This window comes from Pararoseomonas baculiformis, assembly GCF_017813395.1.
Taxonomy (GTDB): domain Bacteria; phylum Pseudomonadota; class Alphaproteobacteria; order Acetobacterales; family Acetobacteraceae; genus Roseomonas; species Roseomonas baculiformis.
The window spans coordinates 20,432-40,186 of the sequence record NZ_JAGIZB010000026.1 but is presented as its reverse complement, the minus strand read 5'-3'; the positions used below and the strand labels follow the sequence as shown (position 1 = coordinate 40,186).

The following is a 19,755-nucleotide window of genomic DNA, read 5'->3' as shown; positions in this document are numbered from 1 at the left end:
AGATCAGGAGCGTCCCGTGGAGCAGATCGAGAAGTTGCCGGAACGGCATAGGCTTCTGCGCAAGCTGGAGAGCATCACGGACCTGACCGAGGCCGAGCGGCAGGCGCTGATGGAACTGCCGGTCCATCTGCGGGAGTTCGAGGCAGGGCATGACATCGTTCGCGCGGGGGACCGGCCACAGGCCAGTTGCCTGATCCTGAGCGGCTTCGTGTGCCGCTACATGCTGCTGTCGGATGGGCGGCGGCAGATCGTGGCCTTCCACCCGCCAGGCGATATCCCGGACCTGCAGACCCTGCACCTGAAGACCATGGACCACAATGTGGGCACGATGGCCCCCACGACGGCCGCCTTCATCCCCCATGAGCACCTGCACCGCCTGACCCAGCAGCATCCCGGCCTGCTCCATGCCTTCTGGCGGGAAACATTGATCGACGCCGCGGTGTTCCGCGCCTGGCTCGTCTCGCTGGGGCGCAAGACGGCGCATGAGCGGATCGCCCATCTTCTCTGTGAGATGGCGATGCGCTTCGCCTCGGTGGGGCTGGCCGAGGACCATTCATACCAGATGCCCGTGACCCAGGGCGATATCGCGGACGCGCTGGGCCTTTCGAACGTGCATGTGAACCGCGTTCTGCAGGACCTGCGCCGCGACGAGCTGATTCACTGGCGCCGGAACACCATCACCGTCCTGAACTGGAAGGCGCTCGAGGATCTTGCAGGCTTTGACCCGGGCTACCTGCACATCAGGCCGCCAGCGCTGAAGCAATAGGCCATGCGCCCCGGGCGCCCGGGAAACGGACGCGCATCGGTTGCGTTTCTGGGCATCCGAAGAACATCCCCCTTAGAAAGCTCATCCGATGCGCCTGTTCCGCTGCCAGAATTGCGAGCAGTTGCTGTATTTCGAGAACACGCATTGCGAGCGCTGCAAGCTCCGGCTCGGCTACCTGCCCGATCTGGCCACGCTCTCCGCCATGCAGCCCGAAGGCGATGCCTGGCGGCCCCTTGCCTCGCCCGACCGGCCCCGGCGCTTCTGTTCCAACGCAGAGTTCGATCTGTGCAACTGGGCCATCCCGGCGGATGAGCCGGAAAGCTTCTGCGCCGCGTGCCGCCACAACCATCTGGTGCCGGACGTATCGGTGGGGGAGAACCTGCTGAACTGGCGGAAGCTGGAAGTCGCCAAGCACCGGCTGTTCTACACGCTGGTCCGCTTCTGCCTGCCGCTCGCCAACCGCAACGACGATCCGGAAGGCCTGGCCTTCGACTTCCTGGCGGATTCCCCGGACCCGTCCGGCCCGAAGGTGATGACCGGCCATGACAACGGCCTCATCACCATTGCCCTGAAGGAAGCGGATGACGCCGAGCGCGAGCTGATGCGCAAGAACATGGGCGAGCCCTACCGCACCCTGCTGGGCCATTTCCGGCATGAGGTCGGGCATTACTTCTGGGACAAGCTGGTGCGCGATGGCGGGCAGCTGGAGGCCTGCCGCGCCATCTTCGGCGATGACAGCCAGAGCTACGAGGCGGCACTGCAGCGCCACTACGCCGAAGGGCCGCCCGCCGACTGGCAGGAGCATTTCGTCAGCGCCTATGCCACCACCCATCCCTGGGAGGATTTCGCCGAGACCTGGGCGCATTACCTGCACATCGTGGACACGCTGGAGACCGCCAGCTCCTTCGGCCTGCGCGTGCAGCCGAAGCTGGACAAAACCGGCGAGCTGCATGCCAGGATCGACTACGACCCCTACAAGGAACCGGACATCAACCGGATCATCGACGACTGGCTGCCCCTGGCCTTCGCGGTGAACAGCCTGAACCGCAGCATGGGGCAGCCCGACCTCTACCCCTTCGTGCTCTCGCCGGCGGCGATCGGGAAGCTGGGCTTCATCCATAACCTCATCCGCTCGGGTGGGGCGCCTTCGGCCTGAACTTCGGGCGCTTTTGGCCCCGGGGAGAGGAAGAAGGAATTCTTCCTCTCCCCGGACCCCTCACCATCATCTTCTTTTGGCAGTTTGGAGCGGTTCGGTTGGCGGTGCGCCTCCGGTCCATGACCGGAGGCGACTGCAAGGGCCGGAGCAGGGGCAGAGACCCCGTGTTGCACCGTATCCGCGGCAGCCAGAAGGGGGATCCAAGGGCCTCAGGCCCTTGGCGGGTGAGGTCCGGAGAGGGCAGCGCCCTCTCCGGCAAACGGCAGGTCAGAAGCGGACGACAGCCGGCATCACATTCTTCCCCGTCGCAGATCCAGGCTCCGCGGCGCCTCACGCGAGACTTCCGGCGTCGGCTCCTTCATGGGGCCGGGCGTGTGCCCGAAGGGCTGGAAGCGGATGCGGCGGCGCGCCTCCGCTTCGTTGGCGTTCACCGGCAGGGTTTCGTAATTGCGTCCGCCGGGGTGGGAGACGTGGTGTGTCAGCCCGCCAAGGCTGCGTCCGGTCCAGCGGTCATGCATGTCGAACACCAGGGGTGACTGCGCCGGCACGGTGGGGTGCAGGGCGGAGGGCGGGTTCCAGGCTTTGAAGCGCACTCCGGCAACGTATTCGCCCTGGCGTTCGGTGGCGGCCAGCGGCACGGTGCGGCCGTTGCAGGAGAGGACGAAGCGCTCCTCCACCCACCCGCTCACCTTGACCTGCACGCGCTCGGTCGAGCTGTCCACGTAGCGCACCGTGCCGCCGCCCCCGGGCTCCTCGCCCAGCACATGCCAGGGTTCCAGCGCATGGCGCAGCTCGATGCCGGCGCCGCGGATGGAGACTTCCCCGATCAGCGGAAAGCGGAACTCCAGGTGCGGGGCGAACCAGTCCTTCTTCAGCGGGCAGCCGAACCCTGCCAGCTCCTCCAGCGCGTCGTGGAAATCCTGCGCGACATAGTGGGGCAGCATGAACTCGTCATGCAGCCGCGTGCCCCAGCGCACCAGGCGCCGATCATAGGGATGGCGCCAGAAGGCGGCGATGGCGGAGCGCAGCAGCAGCACCTGGGCCGCGGACATGCGCGCATGGGGCGGCATTTCCGCCGCGCGCCATTCCACGAGGCCCAGGCGGCCGGAGGATGTTTCGGGCGCGTAGAGCTTATCAATGCTGAACTCGGTCCGGTGCGTGTTGCCGGTCATGTCCGCCAGCAGGTTGCGGAACAGCCGGTCCACCAGCCAGGGCGGCGTCTCCTTGCCAGCCTTGATCTGGGAGAAGGCGACCTCCAGCTCCGCCACGCTGTCCATCCGCGCCTCGTCCACGCGGGGATGCTGGCTGGTCGGGCCGATGAACAGGCCCGAGAAGAGGTAGGAGAGGCTGGGATGGTTGTGCCAGAAGCCCAGCAGGGACTTGAGAAGATCCGGCCGGCGCAGGAAAGGGCTGTCCGCCGGCGTCGCGCCGCCCATCACCACATGGTTGCCGCCGCCCGTGCCGACATGCCGCCCATCCAGCATGAACTTCTCCGAGGCGAGCCCGACCTGGCGCGCCTCATCATACAATTCCTCCGTGCGGGCCACATGCTCAGCCCATGTGGCGGCGGGATGCAGGTTCACCTCGATCACGCCAGGATCGGGGGTGACGGAAAAGCTGAGCAGGCCGGGGTCGCGCGGCGGCAGGTAGCCTTCCAGCACCACCTTGCGCCCGGTTTCCTCCGCCGTCGCCTCGACCGCAGCCGCCAGGTCCAGCCAGTCCGCCGCCTGGTAGAGAGGCGGGAAGAAGACATGGAGGATGCCGCCGCGCGCCTCCACCGCCATGGCGGTGCGCACCACGCCCGGCTCGCTCTGGCCCACCACCGGCAGTTCCTGGTGCACGGGCCGGAATCCCTCGGCGCCATTGGCGAGGCTGTTGTTCAGCCCGGCGCCGGCGCCATTCCTGCCCGGGACGGCGCAGATGGGCTGTGCCTGCGGGCCGGCGGCCCGGCCCAGCGCCTCGCGGGAGGGGAGGGGGGCACTGGGGGCGAAGGGATCGGGCTCCGTCTCGAACGCCCGCGCCCGGTCCTCCTCGGAGATCCAGGGCAGGCTTTCCAGCGGCAGGCGGAAGCCGATCGGGCTGTCCCCGGGGACAAGGAACAAGTGCTCGCCCCGCAGGAACCAGCGGCCGGACTGCCAGCGCCGCACGCCATCCTGCATCACGCGCCGGATCGGCAGCACGCTGCCCACGGAGGAGGCAAGCCCCTGGCCGAAGACACGGGCGAGGCGCGCGCGCTCCAGCGGGTCGCGCAGCTTCGCGTCCTCCACCAGCACATTCGCGGGCAGGCGGTGCTCCCGCCAGAGGAAGTAGTGGATGTCCTCATAGGCCGGGGTGACCAGGCCGGGATCCAGTTGCAGCCGCTCCGCCAGGATGCGGGCGAAGCGGGCCGCGTCCTCGGCCGTGGCATCGCCGCTGTCGTCGTCGGAGGCGAGACGGGCGGGATTGCGCCAGACCGGCTCCCCATCCTTCCGCCAATGGGAGAAGAGCGCCCAGCGCGGCAGCTGCTCGCCGGGGTAGTGCTTGCCCATCGCGTATTGCAGGGCGCCGCCGGGGGACCAGCGTGCGGCCAGGCGGCGGATCAGCCGGCCGGCATAGGCGCGCTTCGTCGGGCCCAGGGCGGCGGTGTTCCACTCCGGCGCGTCCATGTCGTCGGCCGCGATGAAGGTGGGTTCGCCACCCATGGTCAGGCGCACATCGCCCGACTGGAGCAGGCGGTCCACCTCGCGCCCGCGGGCGAGGATCGCCTGCCACTGCTCCTCGGTATAAGGCTTCGTCACGCGCGGGGTCTCCCGCAGCCGCGTGACATGCATCTCGAAGCCGAACTCGGCCTCGGCTGGCTCAACCATGCCGCTGATCGGGGCGGCGGAGGCGGGCTCCGGCGTGGCGGCGAGGGGGATATGGCCCTCGCCGGTCAGCAGGCCGGAGGTGGGGTCGAGGCCGATCCAGCCGGCACCGGGGAGATAGACCTCGCACCAGGCGTGAAGATCGGTGAAGTCCTCGGTCGGCCCTTCCGGCCCTTCCAGCGGCTTCACATCGGCCACGAGCTGGATGAGGTAGCCCGAGACGAAGCGCGCGGCGAAGCCGAAATGGCGCAGCAACTGCACCAGGACCCAGGCGCTGTCGCGGCAGGAGCCCTTGCAGGCCGTCAGCGTCTCCTCCGGCGTCCAGACGCCGGGCTCCATCCGGACCACATAGGAGACGCGCTGCTGCAGCTTCTGGTTCAGGGCCACCAGCATGTTGACCGTTCCCTGGCCTTCATGGCGCGGGACCTCGGCCAGGAAGGCGGAGAGCAGCGGGCCCGGCGCCTCCGTCCGGCGGAAGGGTGCCAGTTCCTGCTCCAGCACGGGGTCATAGGCGAAGGGCCAGGTCTCGGCCTCCGGCTCCAGGAAGAAGTCGAAGGGGTTGATGGTGGCCATGTCGGCCAGCAGGTCCACCGTGACCTCGAAATGCGTCACGCGCTCGGGGAAGACCACGCGGGCCAGGAAGTTCCCCTGCGGGTCCTGCTGCCAGTTGACGAAGTGCCCCTTCGGCTCGATGCGCAGCGCGTAGGAGAGGACGGGCGTGCGCGCATGCGGCGCGGGGCGCAGCCGTATCGTCTGCGGGCCGAGCGAGACCGGCCGGTCGTAGCGGTAGGCTGTGCGGTGCGTCAGGGCAACGTGCAGGGGCATGGGTCGAGCTTCACCGTCAAAGGCGGGAAGGGAAAGGGGGCAGCCGCCCTGCAAGTTCCACGCCTGTGGTGAATTCCCGGTGCGCAGGGGGCCGCATGGCCCGCCTGCCTGCCCCGGCGGGTATCAGGCCTCCCCGGCCTGCTCCTCCGCGGCATCCAGCCCGCGCTTGAGCATCCAGAAGCCGAAGGCATAGCCGAAGACGATCAGCCCGTAGCCGAAGAGGCTGAAGCCGACATCCGTGGCACGCGAGGCGGCGAAGAGGCCAAGCAGCGCCAGGAGGCCGGAGAGGATGATGGTGAGCACGCGGCTCAGCGGGAAGGCTTGGGCTTGCATGGCGGGTTCTCCCGGGTTTCGTCGAAGAGGATGCGGCTGGCGGCCCCGTCGGGGTCGTCATACTGGCCGTTCCGCAGCGTCCAGCCGAAGAACAGCAAGGCGAGGATGCCGAGCCCGAAGGCGAGCGGCACGAGAAGGGCGAGCGCGGTCACTGGGAAGCCTCCCGCCCCACGCGGAGCGCATTGAGGATGACGGCGAGCGAGGATGAGGCCATCACCAGCGCCGCGATCAGCGGCGTGACGATGCCGGTGATCGCGGTCGGCACGGCGATGACGTTGTAGACCAGGCTGAAGGCGATGTTCTGCCGTGCCGCGCGCTGCGCCTTGCGGGCGGTGGCGATGGCGGCGGGCAGGGCGGACAGGCCTTCAGCCCGCAGCACGAGGTCGGCGGCGGACTGCGCGAGATCCGTGCTGCCCGCCGGGCTGGCGGAGGCATGGGCCAGGGCGAGGGCTGCTGCATCGTTGATGCCGTCCCCCAGCATCAGCGGGCGGTGGCCGGCGGCGCGCAGGGCCTCGATCCGCGCGGCCTTGCCGGTGGGTGTCACGCCCGCGCGCCATTCGGTGATGCCCAGGGATTGCGCGGCATGGGCCACGGTGGAAGGGGCATCGCCCGAGAGAAGTTCCACCTGCAGGCCCAGGCGGCGCAGCGCGGCCACGGCCCCGGCGGCATCGGGGCGGAGCGGATCGGCGAAGCGGAAGGCAACGGGCTCGGCCGCTGCGCAGGCGCGATACCACAGCACCGGCCCCTGTTCCTCCGCATCCGCCGCGCCGCAGAAAGCGGCGCTGCCCAGGCGCTCATCGCCACGCCGCAGCCCGGCGCCGGGGATTTCTTCCACCCCCGTGGCGGCCTGCATGCCGGGGCAGGCTGCCGCCAGCGCGCGGGAGAGCGGGTGGCGGCTATTGGCGGCCAGCGCGGCGGCGGCCCGCAGCGCGCCTTCCGGGCGCGCGGCATCGGCCAGCAACTCCGGGCGGCCGGTGGTCAGGGTGCCCGTCTTGTCCAGCACCGCCACGTCGCAGGCGGCCAGGCGCTCCAGCGCGGTGGGGGCGCCCACCAGCACGCCCCGCCGGAACAGCGCGCCCACCGCCACCACCTGCACGGCCGGAACCGCGATGGCGAGGCCGCAGGGGCAGGTGACGATCAGGGCGGCGACCGCGGGTACCAGCGCCGCCTGCCAGGAAACGCCCATGCCGAACCACCAGCCCAGGAAGGTGGCCAGGGCCACCAGATGGGCGATGGGCACATAGACCCGGGCGGCACGGTCAGCGATGGAGACATAGCGGCCGCGCGCCTGCTCCGCCCGCTCCAGCAGCCGCGCCACGGAAGCCAGCGATCCCTCGGAGGCAGCGGCGGTCACGCGCTGCACCAAGGCGGCGCCGAGGTTCACCGCGCCCGCGGGCAGGGGCGCGCCGGCGGCGAAGCGGCGGGGCAGGCTCTCCCCCGTGGTCGCGGCGGTATCGAGCAGGGCCTCGCCCTCCTCCAGCACGCCATCCAGGGAAAGGCGCTCGCCCGGCGCCACCAGGATCCGGTCGCCGGGGCGCAGATGCTCGGCGCCGATGCGGTGCGGCGTGCCATCGGCATCCAGCCGGGTGACCTCGGCGGATTGCAGGGCCAGCAGCTCGGCGCAGGCCTGGCGGGCACGGCGGCGGGCGGCGCGGTCCAGCACGCGGCCGCCGAGCAGCAGGGCCAGCAGGGCGGTGGCGCCGTCGAACCAGGTGAAGGGGCCGTTGCGGAGCGCTTCCGACAGGCTCATCGCCGTGGTGGCAAGGACGCCGAGCGAGACGGCCATGTCCATGTTGACGCGCCCCGCGCGCAGGGCGGCGATGGCGGAGCGGTAGAAGGGCATGCCCGCGACGAGCACCACGGGCATGGCCACCAGCGCCGCCAGCCAGTGCATCAGGCTGCGCGTCGCCTCCCCCATGTCGCTGCCCACCCAGACGGCGACGGAGAGCATCATCACGTTGGAGGCGCCGAAGGCGGCGAGGCCGAGGGCGCGGATCAGCGCCTTCTCCTCGGCATCCTCGGTGGCGCGCAGGCAGGCGGCGGACCAGGGGGCGACCTGGAAGCCCAGCCGCGCGACCAGCCCGGCCAGGGACTCCGCCTTCCCGGCCCCGCCGCGCCAGGTGACGGTCAGGCGGCGCGTGGCGAGGCTGGCGCGTGCCGCGAGCACATCCGGATCGGCCGCCAGGGCCTGTTCCACCAGCCAGACGCAGGCGCCGCAGGTCAGCCCCGCCACCATCAGGTCCAGCCGGTGCTCCGCGCCGCCGCGCAGGGGCTCGGCGCGCGCGGCGAAGTCCACCGGCGGCAGGGCGGTGGGGCGGATGGAGCCGAAGCCCTCCTCCCGGCGCCGATAGAAGGCATCCAGCCCGAGCCCGGCGATGAGGGCGGCCGCGCCCTCGCAGCCCGTGCAGCAGAAGCGGCCCCCGCCCGGCTGTACCGGCGCGCCGCAATGCGCGCAGGCCGCGGCCGAGACGAGCGGGACCTCAGGCATAAGGGTGGCGGGGAGCGCGGTCATGGGAAGACCAGCCTTTCGCGCAGTTCCAGCCGGTCCGTGCCGCGGGTGACGGTGAGCACGGCTTCCCAGGCGCCGGGGGCGGGGATACCGGCGGCGGCACGCCAGCTGCCGGGCGCGGCGGGGGTGAAGTCCAGCGGCACCGAGGCGCGCTCCAGCGGGCGCTGGAGCGTGCCGTTCACCACCGCGTCGGCAGGAAGCGGGATGCCATCGGCTTGGTGCAGGGAGAGGCGCACCGCACCGCCCTCGCGCGTGATCCTGCCCTGCCAGCCCAGGGCCTGCTGCCGCGCCGCCTCGGCCAGCACCGCGCCATAGCTCCGGCCGCGGTCATAGGAGCCGGCGGTGGTGGTGCCGCTATAGGTGCTGATGGCGGCGGTGATGAGCACGCCGTTCACGCCGATCACCACGGCGAAGGCGCCGACGAAGGCCCAGGGAATCCAGCGTCCGCGCCGGGGGGAGGGAGCCATCAGGGTCGCGGGGGCGGTCATGGGCGGGGCCTCAGGAAGGTGGTGCCCACGGAGGCGCGCTCGGCGCCATCCCCGGGCGAGAGGAGGCGGATGATCACGGCCGTGCTCTCCTCCTCCGGCCGGCCATGCGGCGCGGTGGTAACGAAGAGGCGGTACTCGGCCAGGCCATCCGGGCGGGTGGTGATCACCGGGCGGCCTGACGGATCGGCCTGCGTGGTGTCGAGCACCTGCCAGCTGGAACCGGGTGGCAGGCCTTCGACGGAAACCGCCAGCTCGTCCGGGTTGTGGCGGCGTTCGGAGATCTTCAGCGTGTAGCTGTTGCGGATGCTGCCATCGGCGAGGCGCACGAAGAGCGGCGAGCGGTCGCGCAGCGCATCCAGCCCCACCGGATGGCGGCTGGCGAGGCCGATAAGCATGGTGCCGCCGATCAGCGCCATGGCGGCGGCGTAGAAATAGGTGCGTGGGCGCAGCAGCTGCGCCGGCTTGCGCGCGGCCATGCCGGGCGCGCAGCGGGCGGGGCCGGGCGGAATGGCGGCCGTGGCGGCCCCGGCCGCGGCGAGGTTGCCCACGGTCTCGAAGGCGATCAGCCCGCGCTCGCGGCCGAGCTTCGCCATGATGCCATCGCAGGCGTCGATGCAGAGGCCGCAATTGATGCAGGCCATCTGCAGCCCTTCGCGGATATCCACGCCGGTGGGGCAGACATTCACGCAGGCGCGGCAATCCACGCAATCGCCCGTGCCGGCGCCGCGTGCCTTGCCGCGCGGCTCGCCGCGCCAGGCGCGGTAGGACACGGCCAGGCTGTCCTGGTCCAGCATCGCGGCCTGGAAGCGCGGCCAGGGGCACATATAGGTGCAGACCTGTTCCCGTGCCCAACCGGCAAGGAGATAGGTGGTGAAGGTGAAAAGGCCGATAAATCCGAGAGTGGTCATCGGCACCTGCAGGGCGAGGATGTCCCGCAGCAGCCCCGGCGCATCGGTGAAGTACATCACCCAGGCCCCGCCCGTGAGGGCCGCGATCAAAACCCAGGCGGCGTGCTTGCCGATCTTCAGGCCCCAGTCGGCCGCGTTCCAGCGCGGCTTGCGGTCGCGCTTCATGCGGGCGTTGCGGTCGCCCTCGATCCAGCGCTCCACCAGCATGTAGAGATCGGTCCAGACGGTCTGCGGGCAGGCGAAGCCGCACCAGACGCGGCCGAAGAGCGAGGTGGCGGCGAAGATGCCGATCGCGCCCAGCAGCAGGAGGCCCGTGAGGTAATAGACCTCCTGCGGCCAGATCTCGAGCCACAGGAAGAACAGGCGGCCATGCTCCATGTCCACCAGCACCGCCTGGTCCGGCTGGCCGGGAGCACGCTCCCAGCGCAGCCAGGGCACGAGGTAGTAGAGCCCGAGGCAGAGGATCAGGATGATCCACTTCGCGCGGCGCACCGGCCCCTGCACCGCCTGCGGATAGACCCGCACGCGATCGGCGTAGAGCGGCTGCTCCCGGTCATCCGGCGCGAAGGCCTCGGGCTTCTGGATCCGGCTCACTGTGCCGCGGCCTCCGTGCCGCCGAGGCTGTGGATATAAACGGTGAGCATGCGGATGGTGGCCGCATCCAGCCGCTTCTCCCAGGCCGGCATCACGCCGCCCCGGCCGAAGGCGATGCTGCGGATGAGCTGCGCCTTCTCCCCGCCATAGAGCCAGACCTGGTCGCCCAGGTTGGGCGCGCCCATCTCGCGGTTCCCCGCGCCGCGCTCGCCATGGCAGCTCGCGCAGTTCTCGGCGAAGACGCCGGCGCCGCGGCTGGCCGCCGCCGCATCGGTGGCGCGGCCGGAGAGGGAGAGCACATGCTCGGCCACGTCGTTCACCTGCGCCGCGGTCAGCATGCCATCCGCCTGGAAGCGGGGCATGAGGGAGGTGCGGGAGGCATCGTCATCCGGCGCGCGGATGCCGTGGCGGATGCTCTGCTCCACCTCGGCCAGCTTGCCGCCCCAGAGCCAGTCGTCATCGGCCAGGCTCGGGAAGCCGGGCGCGCCCTGGCCGCCCGCGCCGTGGCAGCCGGCGCAGGTGTTGGCGAAGGCCACGCGCCCGCCGGCAATGGCATGGGCGCGCAGTTCGGCATTGGCCACGATCTGCGCCGGTTCCGCCGCGCGCAGCCGGGCCAGCATCGGCTCGGCCGCGGCGGCCTGGGCCGCGCGGTCCTGGTCCGCCGCGCCACGCGCGGTGTAGCCGAGCAGGCCGGTCGCGCCCGTGACGGGGATGGCGGGGTAGAGCACCACCCAGAGCGCCGCGAAGGCGATGGTGGCGTAGAAGGTCCAGAGCCACCACTTCGGCAGCGGCGTGTTCAGCTCGCGGATGCCGTCCCACTCATGGCCGGTGGTGGCGGTGCCAGTGACGGCGTCCGTGACGGCGTCGCGTTCGGGTGTGTTCGCCATGATGGCGCGCTCCTATTCGGCCTCGCGCAGCGGGATCTGCCGCGCGCGCTCGAACTTCTCCCGGCGTGCGGGCAGCAGGGCCCAGGTCACGATTCCGCCGAAGAGCAAGAAGAACCAGACGATCCAGGTGGTCAGCAGAAGGCTGTGAAGCTGCTCGATGCTCATGATGCGCTCCCGCTCACTGCTGCCGCAGCCGCTCGGGCGTCACCTCGGAGAAGTCCACGAGGGTGCCGAGCATCTGCAGATAGGCCACCAGCGCGTCCATCTCCGTGATCGACCTGGCGTTGCCGTCCGGGTCCATCTGGCGGGCGCGGCCATAGCGGGCGGAGAAGGCGCTGCCGTCCTCAGCCGGGCGGGCCTGCGCCTCCAGGTCGGCGCGGGCATTGGCCACCATGGCGTCCGTGTAGGGCACGCCGGCGCTGCGCAGCGCGGCAAGGCGCTGGCCGATATCCGCGTAGTTCAGCGGGCGGTCCAGGAAGCCGTAGGAGGGCATAATGCTCTCCGGCACCAGGTGCCGCGGGTCGCGCAGGTGCAGCACATGCCATTCGTCCGAGTAGCGGCCGCCAACGCGGGCGAGGTCGGGCCCCGTGCGCTTGCTGCCCCACTGGAACGGCTTGTCGAACATGCTCTCCGCGGCCAGGGAGTAGTGGCCGTAGCGCTCGCGCTCATCGCGGAAGGGGCGGACCATCTGGCTGTGGCAGGTGTAGCAGCCCTCGCGCACATAGATGTCGCGCCCGGCCTGCTCCAGCGGCGTGTAGGGGCGGATGCCGCCCACGCGCTCGATCGTGCTTTCCACCGTGAAGAGCGGGATGACCTGCACCAGCCCGCCGATGGAGATGGTGATCAGGGTCAGCACGCCGAGCAGAAGCAGGTTCCGCTCGATCGTGCCGTGGTTGAAGCGGATTCCGAACATGGTCGGTGTTTCCTCAGGCCGCGGCCGAAAGGGGAGTAGGCGCGGCGGGGAGGAGGGCGGGCGCCTCCGCCACCGGGCTGCGCACCGTCCGCCACAGGTTGTAGGCCATGAGCAAGGCGCCGGTGAGATAGAGGACGCCGCCCAGGGCGCGGATGACGTAGTAGGGATGCAGCGCGGCCACCGTCTCCACGAAGGAATACTGGAGGAAGCCGAGATGGTCGTAGGCGCGCCACATCAGGCCCTGCATGATGCCCGACACCCACATCGAGGTGATGTAGAGAAGGATCCCGAGGGTCGCGATCCAGAAGTGCCAGGCGGCCAGCCGCTCGGACCACAGCCTGGTGCGGCCCCAGAGGCGCGGCACGAGCCAGTAGAGCACGCCGAAGGTGATGAAGCCGTTCCAGCCCAGCGCACCGGAATGCACGTGGCCGATGGTCCAGTCCGTGTAGTGCGAGAGCGAGTTCACGGCGCGGATGGACATGACTGGGCCTTCGAAGGTGGCCATGCCGTAGAAGCCGACGGCGGCGACCGAGAAACGCAGCCCGACATCCGTGCGCAGCTTGTCCCAGGCGCCGGACAGGGTCATCAGCCCGTTGATCATGCCGCCCCAGCTGGGCATCCACAGCATGATGCTGAACACCATGCCGAGCGTCTGTGCCCAGTCCGGCAGCGCGGTGTAGTGCAGGTGGTGCGGGCCGGCCCAGATATAGAGGAAGGTGATGGCCCAGAAATGCACGATGGACAGGCGGTAGGAGTAGACCGGCCGCTCGGCCTGCTTCGGGATGAAGTAGTACATCATCCCCAGGAAGCCCGCGGTCAGGAAGAAGCCCACCGCGTTGTGACCGTACCACCACTGGATCATCGCATCCTGCACGCCGGAGGCGGCGCCATAGGACTTCGTGCTACCGAAGCTGGTGGGGATGGCGACGTTGTTGCCGAGATGCAGCACGGCAACCGTGATGATGAAGGCCAGGAAGAACCAGTTGGCGACGTAGATATGCGGCTCCTGCCGGCGCAGGATCGTGCCGCCATAGACGATGAGGTAGGCCACCCAGACCACGGTCAGCCAAAGGTCGGCATACCACTCGGGCTCGGCGTATTCCTTGCCCTGTGTCACGCCCAGCAGGTAGCCGGTGGCCGCGATGACGATGAAGAACTGGTAGCCCCAGAACAGGCACCAGGCCATGTCCTCCCCGCCCAGCAGCCGCGCGCGGCAGGTGCGCTGAACGACGTAGAGGCTGGTGAGCAGCAGGGCGTTGCCGCCGAAGGCGAAGATCACCGCCGAGGTGTGCAGCGGGCGCAGCCGCCCGAAGCTGGTGTATTCGAGGCCAAGATTCAGCGCGGGATAGGCGAGCTGGAGGGCGATGTAGACACCGGCCAGGAAGCCGGCGATGCCCCAGAACACGGTCGCGATCGCGAAGGCGCGCAGCGGCGCGTCCACGTAGTCGGGCTGCGGGCGCGTTCGGATGCCGATCCCCTCTATCGGCACGGGCTGTGTGATCAAACCCTCTGGCATGGGGAACTCCTGTTGACCCGCCTGTGGTCCCACGGCGGGCGGAAGGCTTCCTTGATCGAGATCAACCCCCCCCGGCCGTGCGGAGGGCGAGGGCGGCCAGGGCGGCGCCGTTCACGGCCAGCGCGATGCCCGAGGCCAGGCGAAGCCCGCCCCCGAAGCGCCGCCCGAAGAAGCGGCCCAGCAGCGCCACGCCGGCCAGGGCGGGAAGGGTGCCGATGACGAAGGCGCCCATGGCGAGCGCGCCGGCCAGGGCGCTTCCCGCGGCCATGGCGCCGGCCAGCGCCCCGTAGAGCAGCCCGCAGGGCATGGCGGAGAGCAGGAGGCCCAGCAGGAAGCCGCGACCCGGGCCGGGTGGCGCGCGGAGCAGGCGCCCGAGCATGGCGAAGCCGGGCATGGGCGCCGCCGGTAGGTGCAGGCGGGCCCAGCCCGGCAGGGGCAGGCGGGCGCAGGCCTGGGCAAGCATGGCCAGCGCGGCCAGGGCCAGGGGAAGGGCCAGCAGGGCAGGGGAGACGAAGGCGGAAACCAGGCCCGCCGTGCCGCCCGCCAGGGCACCGAGCGCGCCATAGCCCAACAGCCGGCCCGCGTGATAGGGCAGCAGGACGGCACCCGCCATCCGCGCCAGGCGCCCACCGGGCGGGGCGTCGGCAATCTGGGCGATGACGAGGGGGCCGCACATGCCCGCGCAATGGGTAACGCCGCCGGCCAGCCCGGCCAGCAGCATCGCCCCCATCAGCGCGGCCATTCCCGCGGTACCCAGCGCGGTGAGCCCATGCAGGCAGTCGGACAGCATGCCCGACCCTTCGCATGGGCGACCGCAAGGCCGCCTTGATCCAACGCAAGGCGCGGGCAACCCTGGCCGCGATGCGGTGCCGGCCGCGGCGGGGTGGCTGTGACAGAGCCGGTTCTGCGGGTATTCCAGCCGCCGGCACGTCTCCGCCCCTGCGGTGCCGGGCCGGAACCCGCGTTGGATCAGGCCTGATGTCCCTCCTGTCCCGTCTCCTGTCGATGGTGGGCCTTGCGCTGCTTCCCGCACTGGCGGCGCTGGTCTGGGGAGCCGTGGAAACCTCGCAGAGCCGCGAGGCCGCGGTGCGGGAGGACGCCCTGCGCCTGGCCCGGCTGGTGGCGGCCGATCACCAGCGCCTGGCCGATGGCGCGCGGCAACTCCTGACCTCGCTGGGCAACCTGCGCGCCGTGCGGGCGCTGGACCAGGAGGAGTGCCAGTCCTTCTTCCAGCGGATCCTGGCCGATTTCCCGCGCTACGCCGTGCTGGCGACCGCCACCCTGGACGGGCAGGTGGTCTGCTCCGCCCAGCCCACGGCCTATGGAAACAATGTTGGCGACCGCGCCTATTTCCAACGGGCGATCGCGGAGAACGGCTTCGTCGTCGGCGGCTTCGTCATGGGTCGGGCCTCGGGCCAGGGCAGCTTCCATTTCGCGCAGCCCTTCCGGGACAACCAGGGCGAGGTGGCGGGGGTGGTGCATGCCGCGATCGGGCTGAACTGGCTGGCGCAGGAGATCGGGCGCGTTCCCCTGCCGGCCCATGCGGTGCTGTCCATCATCGACGCCGAGGGCACCATCCTCGCCATCCGGCCCGGGCAGGGCCAGCAGGTGGGAGGGGCGGCCGGGAAGGTGGAGCGCGCCTTCCTCGGCCGGGAAACGGAAGGGGTGGAGGAGGCCGTGGATGCCGAGGGGCGCCGGCGCTTCTATGCCTATCTGCCCGCCAGCGCCGGCGGCACGCATCATGTCGTGGTCAGCTTCGATCGGAACGCGATGCTGGCCGAGGTTTCGGGCGCGGAGCGGAGGGGGGCGCTGGTGCTGCTGGGCACCACCCTCCTCGCCCTGGCCCTGACGGTGCTGGGCGCCCGCAGCCTGGTGAGGAGGCCGGTGGACCAGATGCTGCGTGCCGCCGGCCGCTGGCGGGCGGGCGACACCTCCGCGCGCCTGCCGGCCGCAGGGGATGCGCGTTCGGAATTCGCGCGGCTGGCCGCGGCCTTCAATGCCATGGCCGAGGCCACGGAGGTGCGCGAGCGATCCCTGCGCGACAGCGAGGCCGAGTTCCGCGCCATCTTCGAGACGGCGGCAGTGGGGGTCGCGCAGATCGACCCGCGGGATGCCCGGATCGAGCGGGTGAACCGGCGGTTCTGCGACATCCTGGGGCGGGATGAGGGTGAGCTGCTCGGCCATGCGCTCCTGGACCATGTCCACCCGCTGGATGAGCGCACCGGGGCGGAAGGCATGGCCAGGCTGCGGCGCTCGGGCCAGATCACCATGGAGTACCGCGTGCTGCGCGGGGATGGCACGGTGCGCTGGCTGCGCGTCTTCGCCTCCGTGTCCGAGCGGGCGGGCGGGGAAGCCAGCCGCGCCGTCGCGGTGATGCAGGATGTCACCGAGCAGCGCCAGGCCGAGGAGACGAATGCGCGGCTGGCGGCCATCGTCACCTCGGCGCCCGAGGCGATCATCAGCCTGTCCGGCGAGGATGGCCGGATCCTGACCTGGAACAAGGGGGCGGAAACCCTGTTCGGCTACACGGGGGCCGAGGCGGTCGGGGCCAGGGCCGGGCTTCTGATGCCGCCCGAGGACGAGGAGGGCTCCTTCTATCCCCTCGCCCTGGCTGGCGAGACGATCCGCGACCGCGAGGCAATCCGCATCGCCAGGGATGGCGAGCGCATCCCGGTCGCCATCACCATGACGCGGATGCTGGCGGCCGATGGACGGGTCTTCGGCGTCTCGGTCATCCTGCGTGACCTGCGGGAGCGCCGCGCGGCGGACCAGCACCAGCAGCTGCTGATGCGCGAGATCGACCACCGCGCGAAGAACGTGATGGCCGTGGTCCGGTCCCTCGTGCAGCTCTCCCCCAAGAACGATCCCGTGGCCTTCGGCAGGGCGATCGAGGGCCGCATCTCCGCCATGGCCCGTGCCCACAGCCTGCTGGCGCGGGACCGGTGGGAGGGCGCCTCGCTGCGCGAGCTCGCGGAGGAGGAGGTCGCCGGGCGCGATGGCGGCGGAGACGCGCGGCGCGTGGAGCTGCGCGGGCCGCCCGTGATGCTGAGGCCCGATGCCGTGCAGCCGCTCTCCATGGTGCTGCATGAGCTCGTCACGAATTCCCTGAAATATGGCGCCCTTTCCCGCGGGGAGGGGAAGGTGATGCTGGACTGGCGGATCCTTCCGCAGGAGGACGGGGTGGCTTCCGGGCTTTCCCTCGTCTGGACCGAGCGTGGCGGCCCGCCCGTGGAAGCGGCCCCGACACGCAAGGGATTCGGCTCCCGGCTGATCGAGATCACGGTCCGGCACCAGCTTCAGGGAGCGGTGACGGTGGAATGGGAGCCGGCCGGGCTGGTGGTCCGGATCCGTGTCGGCGCCGGTTCCATCACGGCCCTGGCCCCATCCCCCGTGACGCCCGCTCTGGCTCCGCCCCCGGCCGATGGGGACGATACCGGCGGGATACAGGACGCGCGGGTCCTTCTGGTGGAGGATGAGGTGCTCGTCGCGATAGAGGCTGCCGAGACGCTGGCATCGGCCGGGTGCCAGGTGATCGGCCCCGCCGCGACCCTCGCCGAGGGGATCGCCCTGGCCACCCGCGCCGGCCGTATCGATGCGGCGGTGCTGGATGTCAGCCTGCAGGGACAGGGGGTTGTTCCGCTCGCCGACATGCTTGTGGCGCGCGGGGTGCCCATTCTTTTCGCGACGGGCTATGGAGAACCTCCGGCGGGGCATCACGGCGCCCCCGTGCTGACGAAGCCGATCCGGCCGGAGGATCTCGTCGCCGCCGTCCGGCGGCTGGTCGGCGCGCCGAAACTGGTGGCCTGACGTCGTGCCCCTTCACAGCGGCGGCAGGATCGCCGTAAGAGCGCCGTGTTTCCATGGGGGATTCGGGTCCGCTTGGCGCTTCCGCCCGGCCCGGATTGAGAAGAGGTGAGAAAGTGTCGAAGAAGTTCCTGACCGACGTTATCCAGCAGTCGGCCGACATGACCGGCGTGGCCGCCGGCCGGCTGGCCGCCGACATCATCGCGGCGATCAAGTCGGAGATCGTCGAAAACGGACGCTTCTCCCTTCCCGATTTCGGTTCCTTCACGGTGCGTGAAACGCCGAAGCGCACCGCGCTGAACCCCCGCACCGGTGAGAAGGTGGCCGTGAAGGCCGGCGCCACGGTGAAGTTCAAGGCGAGCCCCTCGCTGAAGCTCGCGGCCCTGGCCGGCGCCAAGAAGGCGAAGCGCAAGGCCGCCAAGACCGCCAAGGCCGAGTAATTCCGGCCGCTTCCACCCGGCGCGCGGGCGCCAGGCCGCAGCGGCGGCCCCGCGCGCCGGAAACCTCGCTCTACGAGGCGGTGAAGGCGCATCTCGAGGCGCTGGGCTACGAGGCCAAGGGCGAGGTCTGCGGCTGCGACATCGTCGCGCTGCGGCCGGGCGAGCCGCCCTTCCTGGTCATCACCGAACTGAAGATGAGCTTCACGCTCGAACTGCTGTTGCAGGGCGTGGACCGCCTTGCGGCCGCGGACGAGGTCTGGCTCGCCATCCGTGCCTCCCGCCGCGGGAGGGACCGGGACAGGCGGGTGCACAAGCTCTGCCGCCTTCTCGGCTTCGGCCTGCTCGCAGTGGATGCGGGCGGCAGGAATGTCGAGGTTCTCGCTGAACCCACCGCCTATCGTCCCCGCCCCAATCCAAGGCGGCGCGCCCTGCTGCTGCGCGAGCACCGGAACCGCAAGGGCGACCCGAACCCGGGTGGCACGGCGCGCGGGCCGATCATGACGGCCTACCGGCAGCAGGCCCTGACCTGCGCGGAGGCGCTGCGCGAGGGGCCGGCGCCCGTGAAGCAGCTGCGGGCGGCGGCGCCGGATGCGGCGCGAATCCTGCAGCGCAATGTCTATGGTTGGTTCGAGCGGGCGGAGCGCGGCGTGTACCGGCTGACTGCCATCGGCATGGAGGCGTTGCGGAGCGCCTGAGGGGTAACGGAGAGCGGCACCCCCGCTGCCATCATGCCCCGCCCGGCGGCAGCAGGATCGGCCCGCACACCGCCACGGCCCGCAAAGGTTGCGGCGCGGCCCGGCAGGGGGGGCGCCATGGCCGGCTCCCCCAGCCGCCCTATTCCTCCAATCCCAGGGAGCGGCGGGCGAAGGCGCGCACGGGCGAATTCAGGTCGTGCGGGGCGAATTTGGCGGAGAAAATCTCCGGCGGCTCGGCCTGCAGCAGGGCGATGCTGTCGGCCCGCAGCATTTCCCGGTCCTTCAGCCCATAGGCGCGGCTGGATGAGGTGGTGAGGACGGCGTGGCGGGTGCGGCGAATGGCCCGGTTCCGCACGACGGCGGCGGTGACGGTGGGCAGGCCGAATTCCTCATATGGGTAGTCGCCGCGCCAGTGATGCTCATCCATCGGCCAGGCAGCCATCATCTGCGCCAGGATCTCGGTCATCAGCGCACGGGCGGCGAACATGCCCTCGTAGCGGGAGGTGTAGATGTTGCCGTCCCCGGCTGTTTCCACGAAGCGCCGCAACCGCCAGTCGGCCGCGACAGGTTCCGCCCAGGTGCTGCGGGCCTTATCCGGCCGAAAGACTGCCGGCTCCGCCAGGCCGAGGTCATGGGCGCGGATCTGAGCCCCGAGGCCGTGGCGATAGGGGATGTCGGATTCCGTGTGCAGGTAGACATGCGTGTGCGCCATCCCCGCCCGCATGGCGTGCAGCAGGTTCGAAACATGGCAGGCCAGGAAGGTGGGCCGGCGGGTGTGGAGATGGGTGGGGTTGATGGTGACGTTGTGCGGCAGGTCCAGCTTCTGCAACAGCCCTTCCCGCACGCCATCCGCGCTGACATGCAAGATGTGGTGGCAGGCGGCCTCGCCGCCCATGGCGGCATTGTAGAGGAGGATCTGTTCCCGGATGAGCTCGGGTTTACGATGGACGATGCCGCTGATGAGGATCATCGAACATCATTCCGAGTGAAAAGGGCACCCGCGTCTTCCGGTCGAGCCGCCCTGCTGCGCTTGCACGCCTTATAGCTGCATCAGCGCCCTTCTTCGCCCCCGATTTCA

At 70.6% G+C, this 19,755-nt stretch carries 17 protein-coding genes; 5 read left to right on the top strand and 12 right to left on the bottom strand.

The genetic code is table 11. From position 1 onward, the window contains the following. The first annotated feature begins 16 nt into the window (after positions 1 to 16). A complete protein-coding gene (locus J8J14_RS20440) occupies positions 17 to 766 on the top strand; it encodes a Crp/Fnr family transcriptional regulator (RefSeq protein ID WP_209381409.1) in 750 nt (249 codons plus the stop codon). An 88-nt stretch (positions 767 to 854) separates the two neighbouring features. After that, positions 855 to 1,922 carry a zinc-binding metallopeptidase family protein gene (locus J8J14_RS20435; protein ID WP_209381408.1) on the top strand — a complete coding sequence of 356 codons (1,068 nt, stop codon included), beginning with the start codon at positions 855 to 857 and terminating at the stop codon, positions 1,920 to 1,922. 290 nt (positions 1,923 to 2,212) lie between these two features. Here J8J14_RS20435 and J8J14_RS20430 read toward each other — a convergent pair whose 3' ends face one another. The 11 genes from J8J14_RS20430 to J8J14_RS20380 all read right to left on the bottom strand — a co-directional run bounded on the left by J8J14_RS20430 (position 2,213) and on the right by J8J14_RS20380 (position 14,528). Further along, a complete protein-coding gene (locus J8J14_RS20430; RefSeq protein ID WP_209381407.1) occupies positions 2,213 to 5,590 on the bottom strand; it encodes a transglutaminase family protein in 3,378 nt (1,125 codons plus the stop codon). A gap of 123 nt (positions 5,591 to 5,713) precedes the next feature. Then, positions 5,714 to 5,923, bottom strand: coding sequence for a hypothetical protein (locus J8J14_RS20425; RefSeq protein ID WP_209381406.1), 210 nt, complete (start codon positions 5,921 to 5,923; stop codon positions 5,714 to 5,716). Next, a complete protein-coding gene (gene ccoS / locus J8J14_RS20420) occupies positions 5,899 to 6,075 on the bottom strand; it encodes a cbb3-type cytochrome oxidase assembly protein CcoS (protein ID WP_209381405.1) in 177 nt (58 codons plus the stop codon). The genes J8J14_RS20425 and ccoS overlap by 25 nt, the downstream gene beginning before the upstream one ends. Next, positions 6,072 to 8,435: a heavy metal translocating P-type ATPase gene (locus J8J14_RS20415; RefSeq protein WP_209381404.1), complete on the bottom strand. Its 2,364-nt coding sequence runs from the start codon at positions 8,433 to 8,435 to the stop codon at positions 6,072 to 6,074. Before J8J14_RS20415 ends, ccoS begins: the two co-directional genes overlap by 4 nt. After that, positions 8,432 to 8,920, bottom strand: a complete 489-nt coding sequence (locus tag J8J14_RS20410; protein ID WP_209381403.1) for a FixH family protein — start codon at positions 8,918 to 8,920, stop codon at positions 8,432 to 8,434. The genes J8J14_RS20415 and J8J14_RS20410 overlap by 4 nt, the downstream gene beginning before the upstream one ends. Next, positions 8,917 to 10,422, bottom strand: a complete 1,506-nt coding sequence (ccoG, locus tag J8J14_RS20405) for a cytochrome c oxidase accessory protein CcoG (protein ID WP_209381402.1) — start codon at positions 10,420 to 10,422, stop codon at positions 8,917 to 8,919. Before ccoG ends, J8J14_RS20410 begins: the two co-directional genes overlap by 4 nt. Then, entirely contained in the window at positions 10,419 to 11,309 is an 891-nt protein-coding gene (ccoP, locus tag J8J14_RS20400; RefSeq protein ID WP_209381401.1) for a cytochrome-c oxidase, cbb3-type subunit III, read from the bottom strand. The genes ccoG and ccoP overlap by 4 nt, the downstream gene beginning before the upstream one ends. 12 nt (positions 11,310 to 11,321) lie before the next feature. Next, on the bottom strand, positions 11,322 to 11,474 hold the full coding sequence (locus tag J8J14_RS20395; RefSeq protein WP_209381400.1) for a cbb3-type cytochrome oxidase subunit 3: 153 nt from the start codon (positions 11,472 to 11,474) through the stop codon (positions 11,322 to 11,324). A gap of 13 nt (positions 11,475 to 11,487) precedes the next feature. Continuing rightward, the gene (ccoO, locus tag J8J14_RS20390; protein WP_209381399.1) at positions 11,488 to 12,222 is read right to left on the bottom strand and encodes a cytochrome-c oxidase, cbb3-type subunit II; all 735 of its coding nucleotides are present in this window, start codon (positions 12,220 to 12,222) and stop codon (positions 11,488 to 11,490) included. Between the two features lie 13 nt (positions 12,223 to 12,235). Continuing rightward, positions 12,236 to 13,738: a cytochrome-c oxidase, cbb3-type subunit I gene (gene ccoN, locus J8J14_RS20385; protein WP_209381398.1), complete on the bottom strand. Its 1,503-nt coding sequence runs from the start codon at positions 13,736 to 13,738 to the stop codon at positions 12,236 to 12,238. Between the two features lie 61 nt (positions 13,739 to 13,799). Then, positions 13,800 to 14,528: a sulfite exporter TauE/SafE family protein gene (locus J8J14_RS20380; RefSeq protein WP_209381397.1), complete on the bottom strand. Its 729-nt coding sequence runs from the start codon at positions 14,526 to 14,528 to the stop codon at positions 13,800 to 13,802. Between the two features lie 188 nt (positions 14,529 to 14,716). Here J8J14_RS20380 and J8J14_RS20375 point away from each other — a divergent pair, with 188 nt between their 5' ends. The 3 genes from J8J14_RS20375 (at position 14,717) to J8J14_RS20365 (ending at position 18,677) form a co-directional block, all read left to right on the top strand. Further along, positions 14,717 to 17,545 (top strand): PAS domain S-box protein, encoded by a 2,829-nt coding sequence (locus J8J14_RS20375; protein WP_209381396.1) that lies wholly within the window; start codon positions 14,717 to 14,719, stop codon positions 17,543 to 17,545. Positions 17,546 to 17,658: 113 nt separating this feature from the next. Next, a complete protein-coding gene (locus J8J14_RS20370) occupies positions 17,659 to 17,982 on the top strand; it encodes an HU family DNA-binding protein (protein WP_209381395.1) in 324 nt (107 codons plus the stop codon). 80 nt (positions 17,983 to 18,062) lie between these two features. Further along, positions 18,063 to 18,677 (top strand): DUF2161 family putative PD-(D/E)XK-type phosphodiesterase, encoded by a 615-nt coding sequence (locus J8J14_RS20365; protein ID WP_342452500.1) that lies wholly within the window; start codon positions 18,063 to 18,065, stop codon positions 18,675 to 18,677. A 139-nt stretch (positions 18,678 to 18,816) separates the two neighbouring features. Here the strand turns inward: J8J14_RS20365 and J8J14_RS20360 are convergent, their stop codons facing one another. Beyond that, positions 18,817 to 19,647 (bottom strand): hypothetical protein, encoded by an 831-nt coding sequence (locus J8J14_RS20360; RefSeq protein ID WP_209381394.1) that lies wholly within the window; start codon positions 19,645 to 19,647, stop codon positions 18,817 to 18,819. Between the last annotated feature and the right edge of the window lie 108 nt (positions 19,648 to 19,755).

What these genes read in the sequence shown, in the direction of transcription:
- ccoN (WP_209381398.1), bottom strand. Translation starts at nt 13,738, where the DNA reads ATGCCAGAGGGTTTGATCACACAGCCCGTGCCGATAGAGGGGATCGGC.
- J8J14_RS20410 (WP_209381403.1), bottom strand. Translation starts at nt 8,920, where the DNA reads ATGACCGCCCCCGCGACCCTGATGGCTCCCTCCCCCCGGCGCGGACGC.
- ccoO (WP_209381399.1), bottom strand. Translation starts at nt 12,222, where the DNA reads ATGTTCGGAATCCGCTTCAACCACGGCACGATCGAGCGGAACCTGCTT.
- J8J14_RS20395 (WP_209381400.1), bottom strand. Translation starts at nt 11,474, where the DNA reads ATGAGCATCGAGCAGCTTCACAGCCTTCTGCTGACCACCTGGATCGTC.
- J8J14_RS20425 (WP_209381406.1), bottom strand. Translation starts at nt 5,923, where the DNA reads ATGCAAGCCCAAGCCTTCCCGCTGAGCCGCGTGCTCACCATCATCCTC.
- J8J14_RS20430 (WP_209381407.1), bottom strand. Translation starts at nt 5,590, where the DNA reads ATGCCCCTGCACGTTGCCCTGACGCACCGCACAGCCTACCGCTACGAC.
- J8J14_RS20375 (WP_209381396.1), top strand. Translation starts at nt 14,717, where the DNA reads ATGTCCCTCCTGTCCCGTCTCCTGTCGATGGTGGGCCTTGCGCTGCTT.
- J8J14_RS20435 (WP_209381408.1), top strand. Translation starts at nt 855, where the DNA reads ATGCGCCTGTTCCGCTGCCAGAATTGCGAGCAGTTGCTGTATTTCGAG.
- J8J14_RS20415 (WP_209381404.1), bottom strand. Translation starts at nt 8,435, where the DNA reads ATGACCGCGCTCCCCGCCACCCTTATGCCTGAGGTCCCGCTCGTCTCG.
- J8J14_RS20380 (WP_209381397.1), bottom strand. Translation starts at nt 14,528, where the DNA reads ATGCTGTCCGACTGCCTGCATGGGCTCACCGCGCTGGGTACCGCGGGA.
- ccoP (WP_209381401.1), bottom strand. Translation starts at nt 11,309, where the DNA reads ATGGCGAACACACCCGAACGCGACGCCGTCACGGACGCCGTCACTGGC.
- J8J14_RS20360 (WP_209381394.1), bottom strand. Translation starts at nt 19,647, where the DNA reads ATGATCCTCATCAGCGGCATCGTCCATCGTAAACCCGAGCTCATCCGG.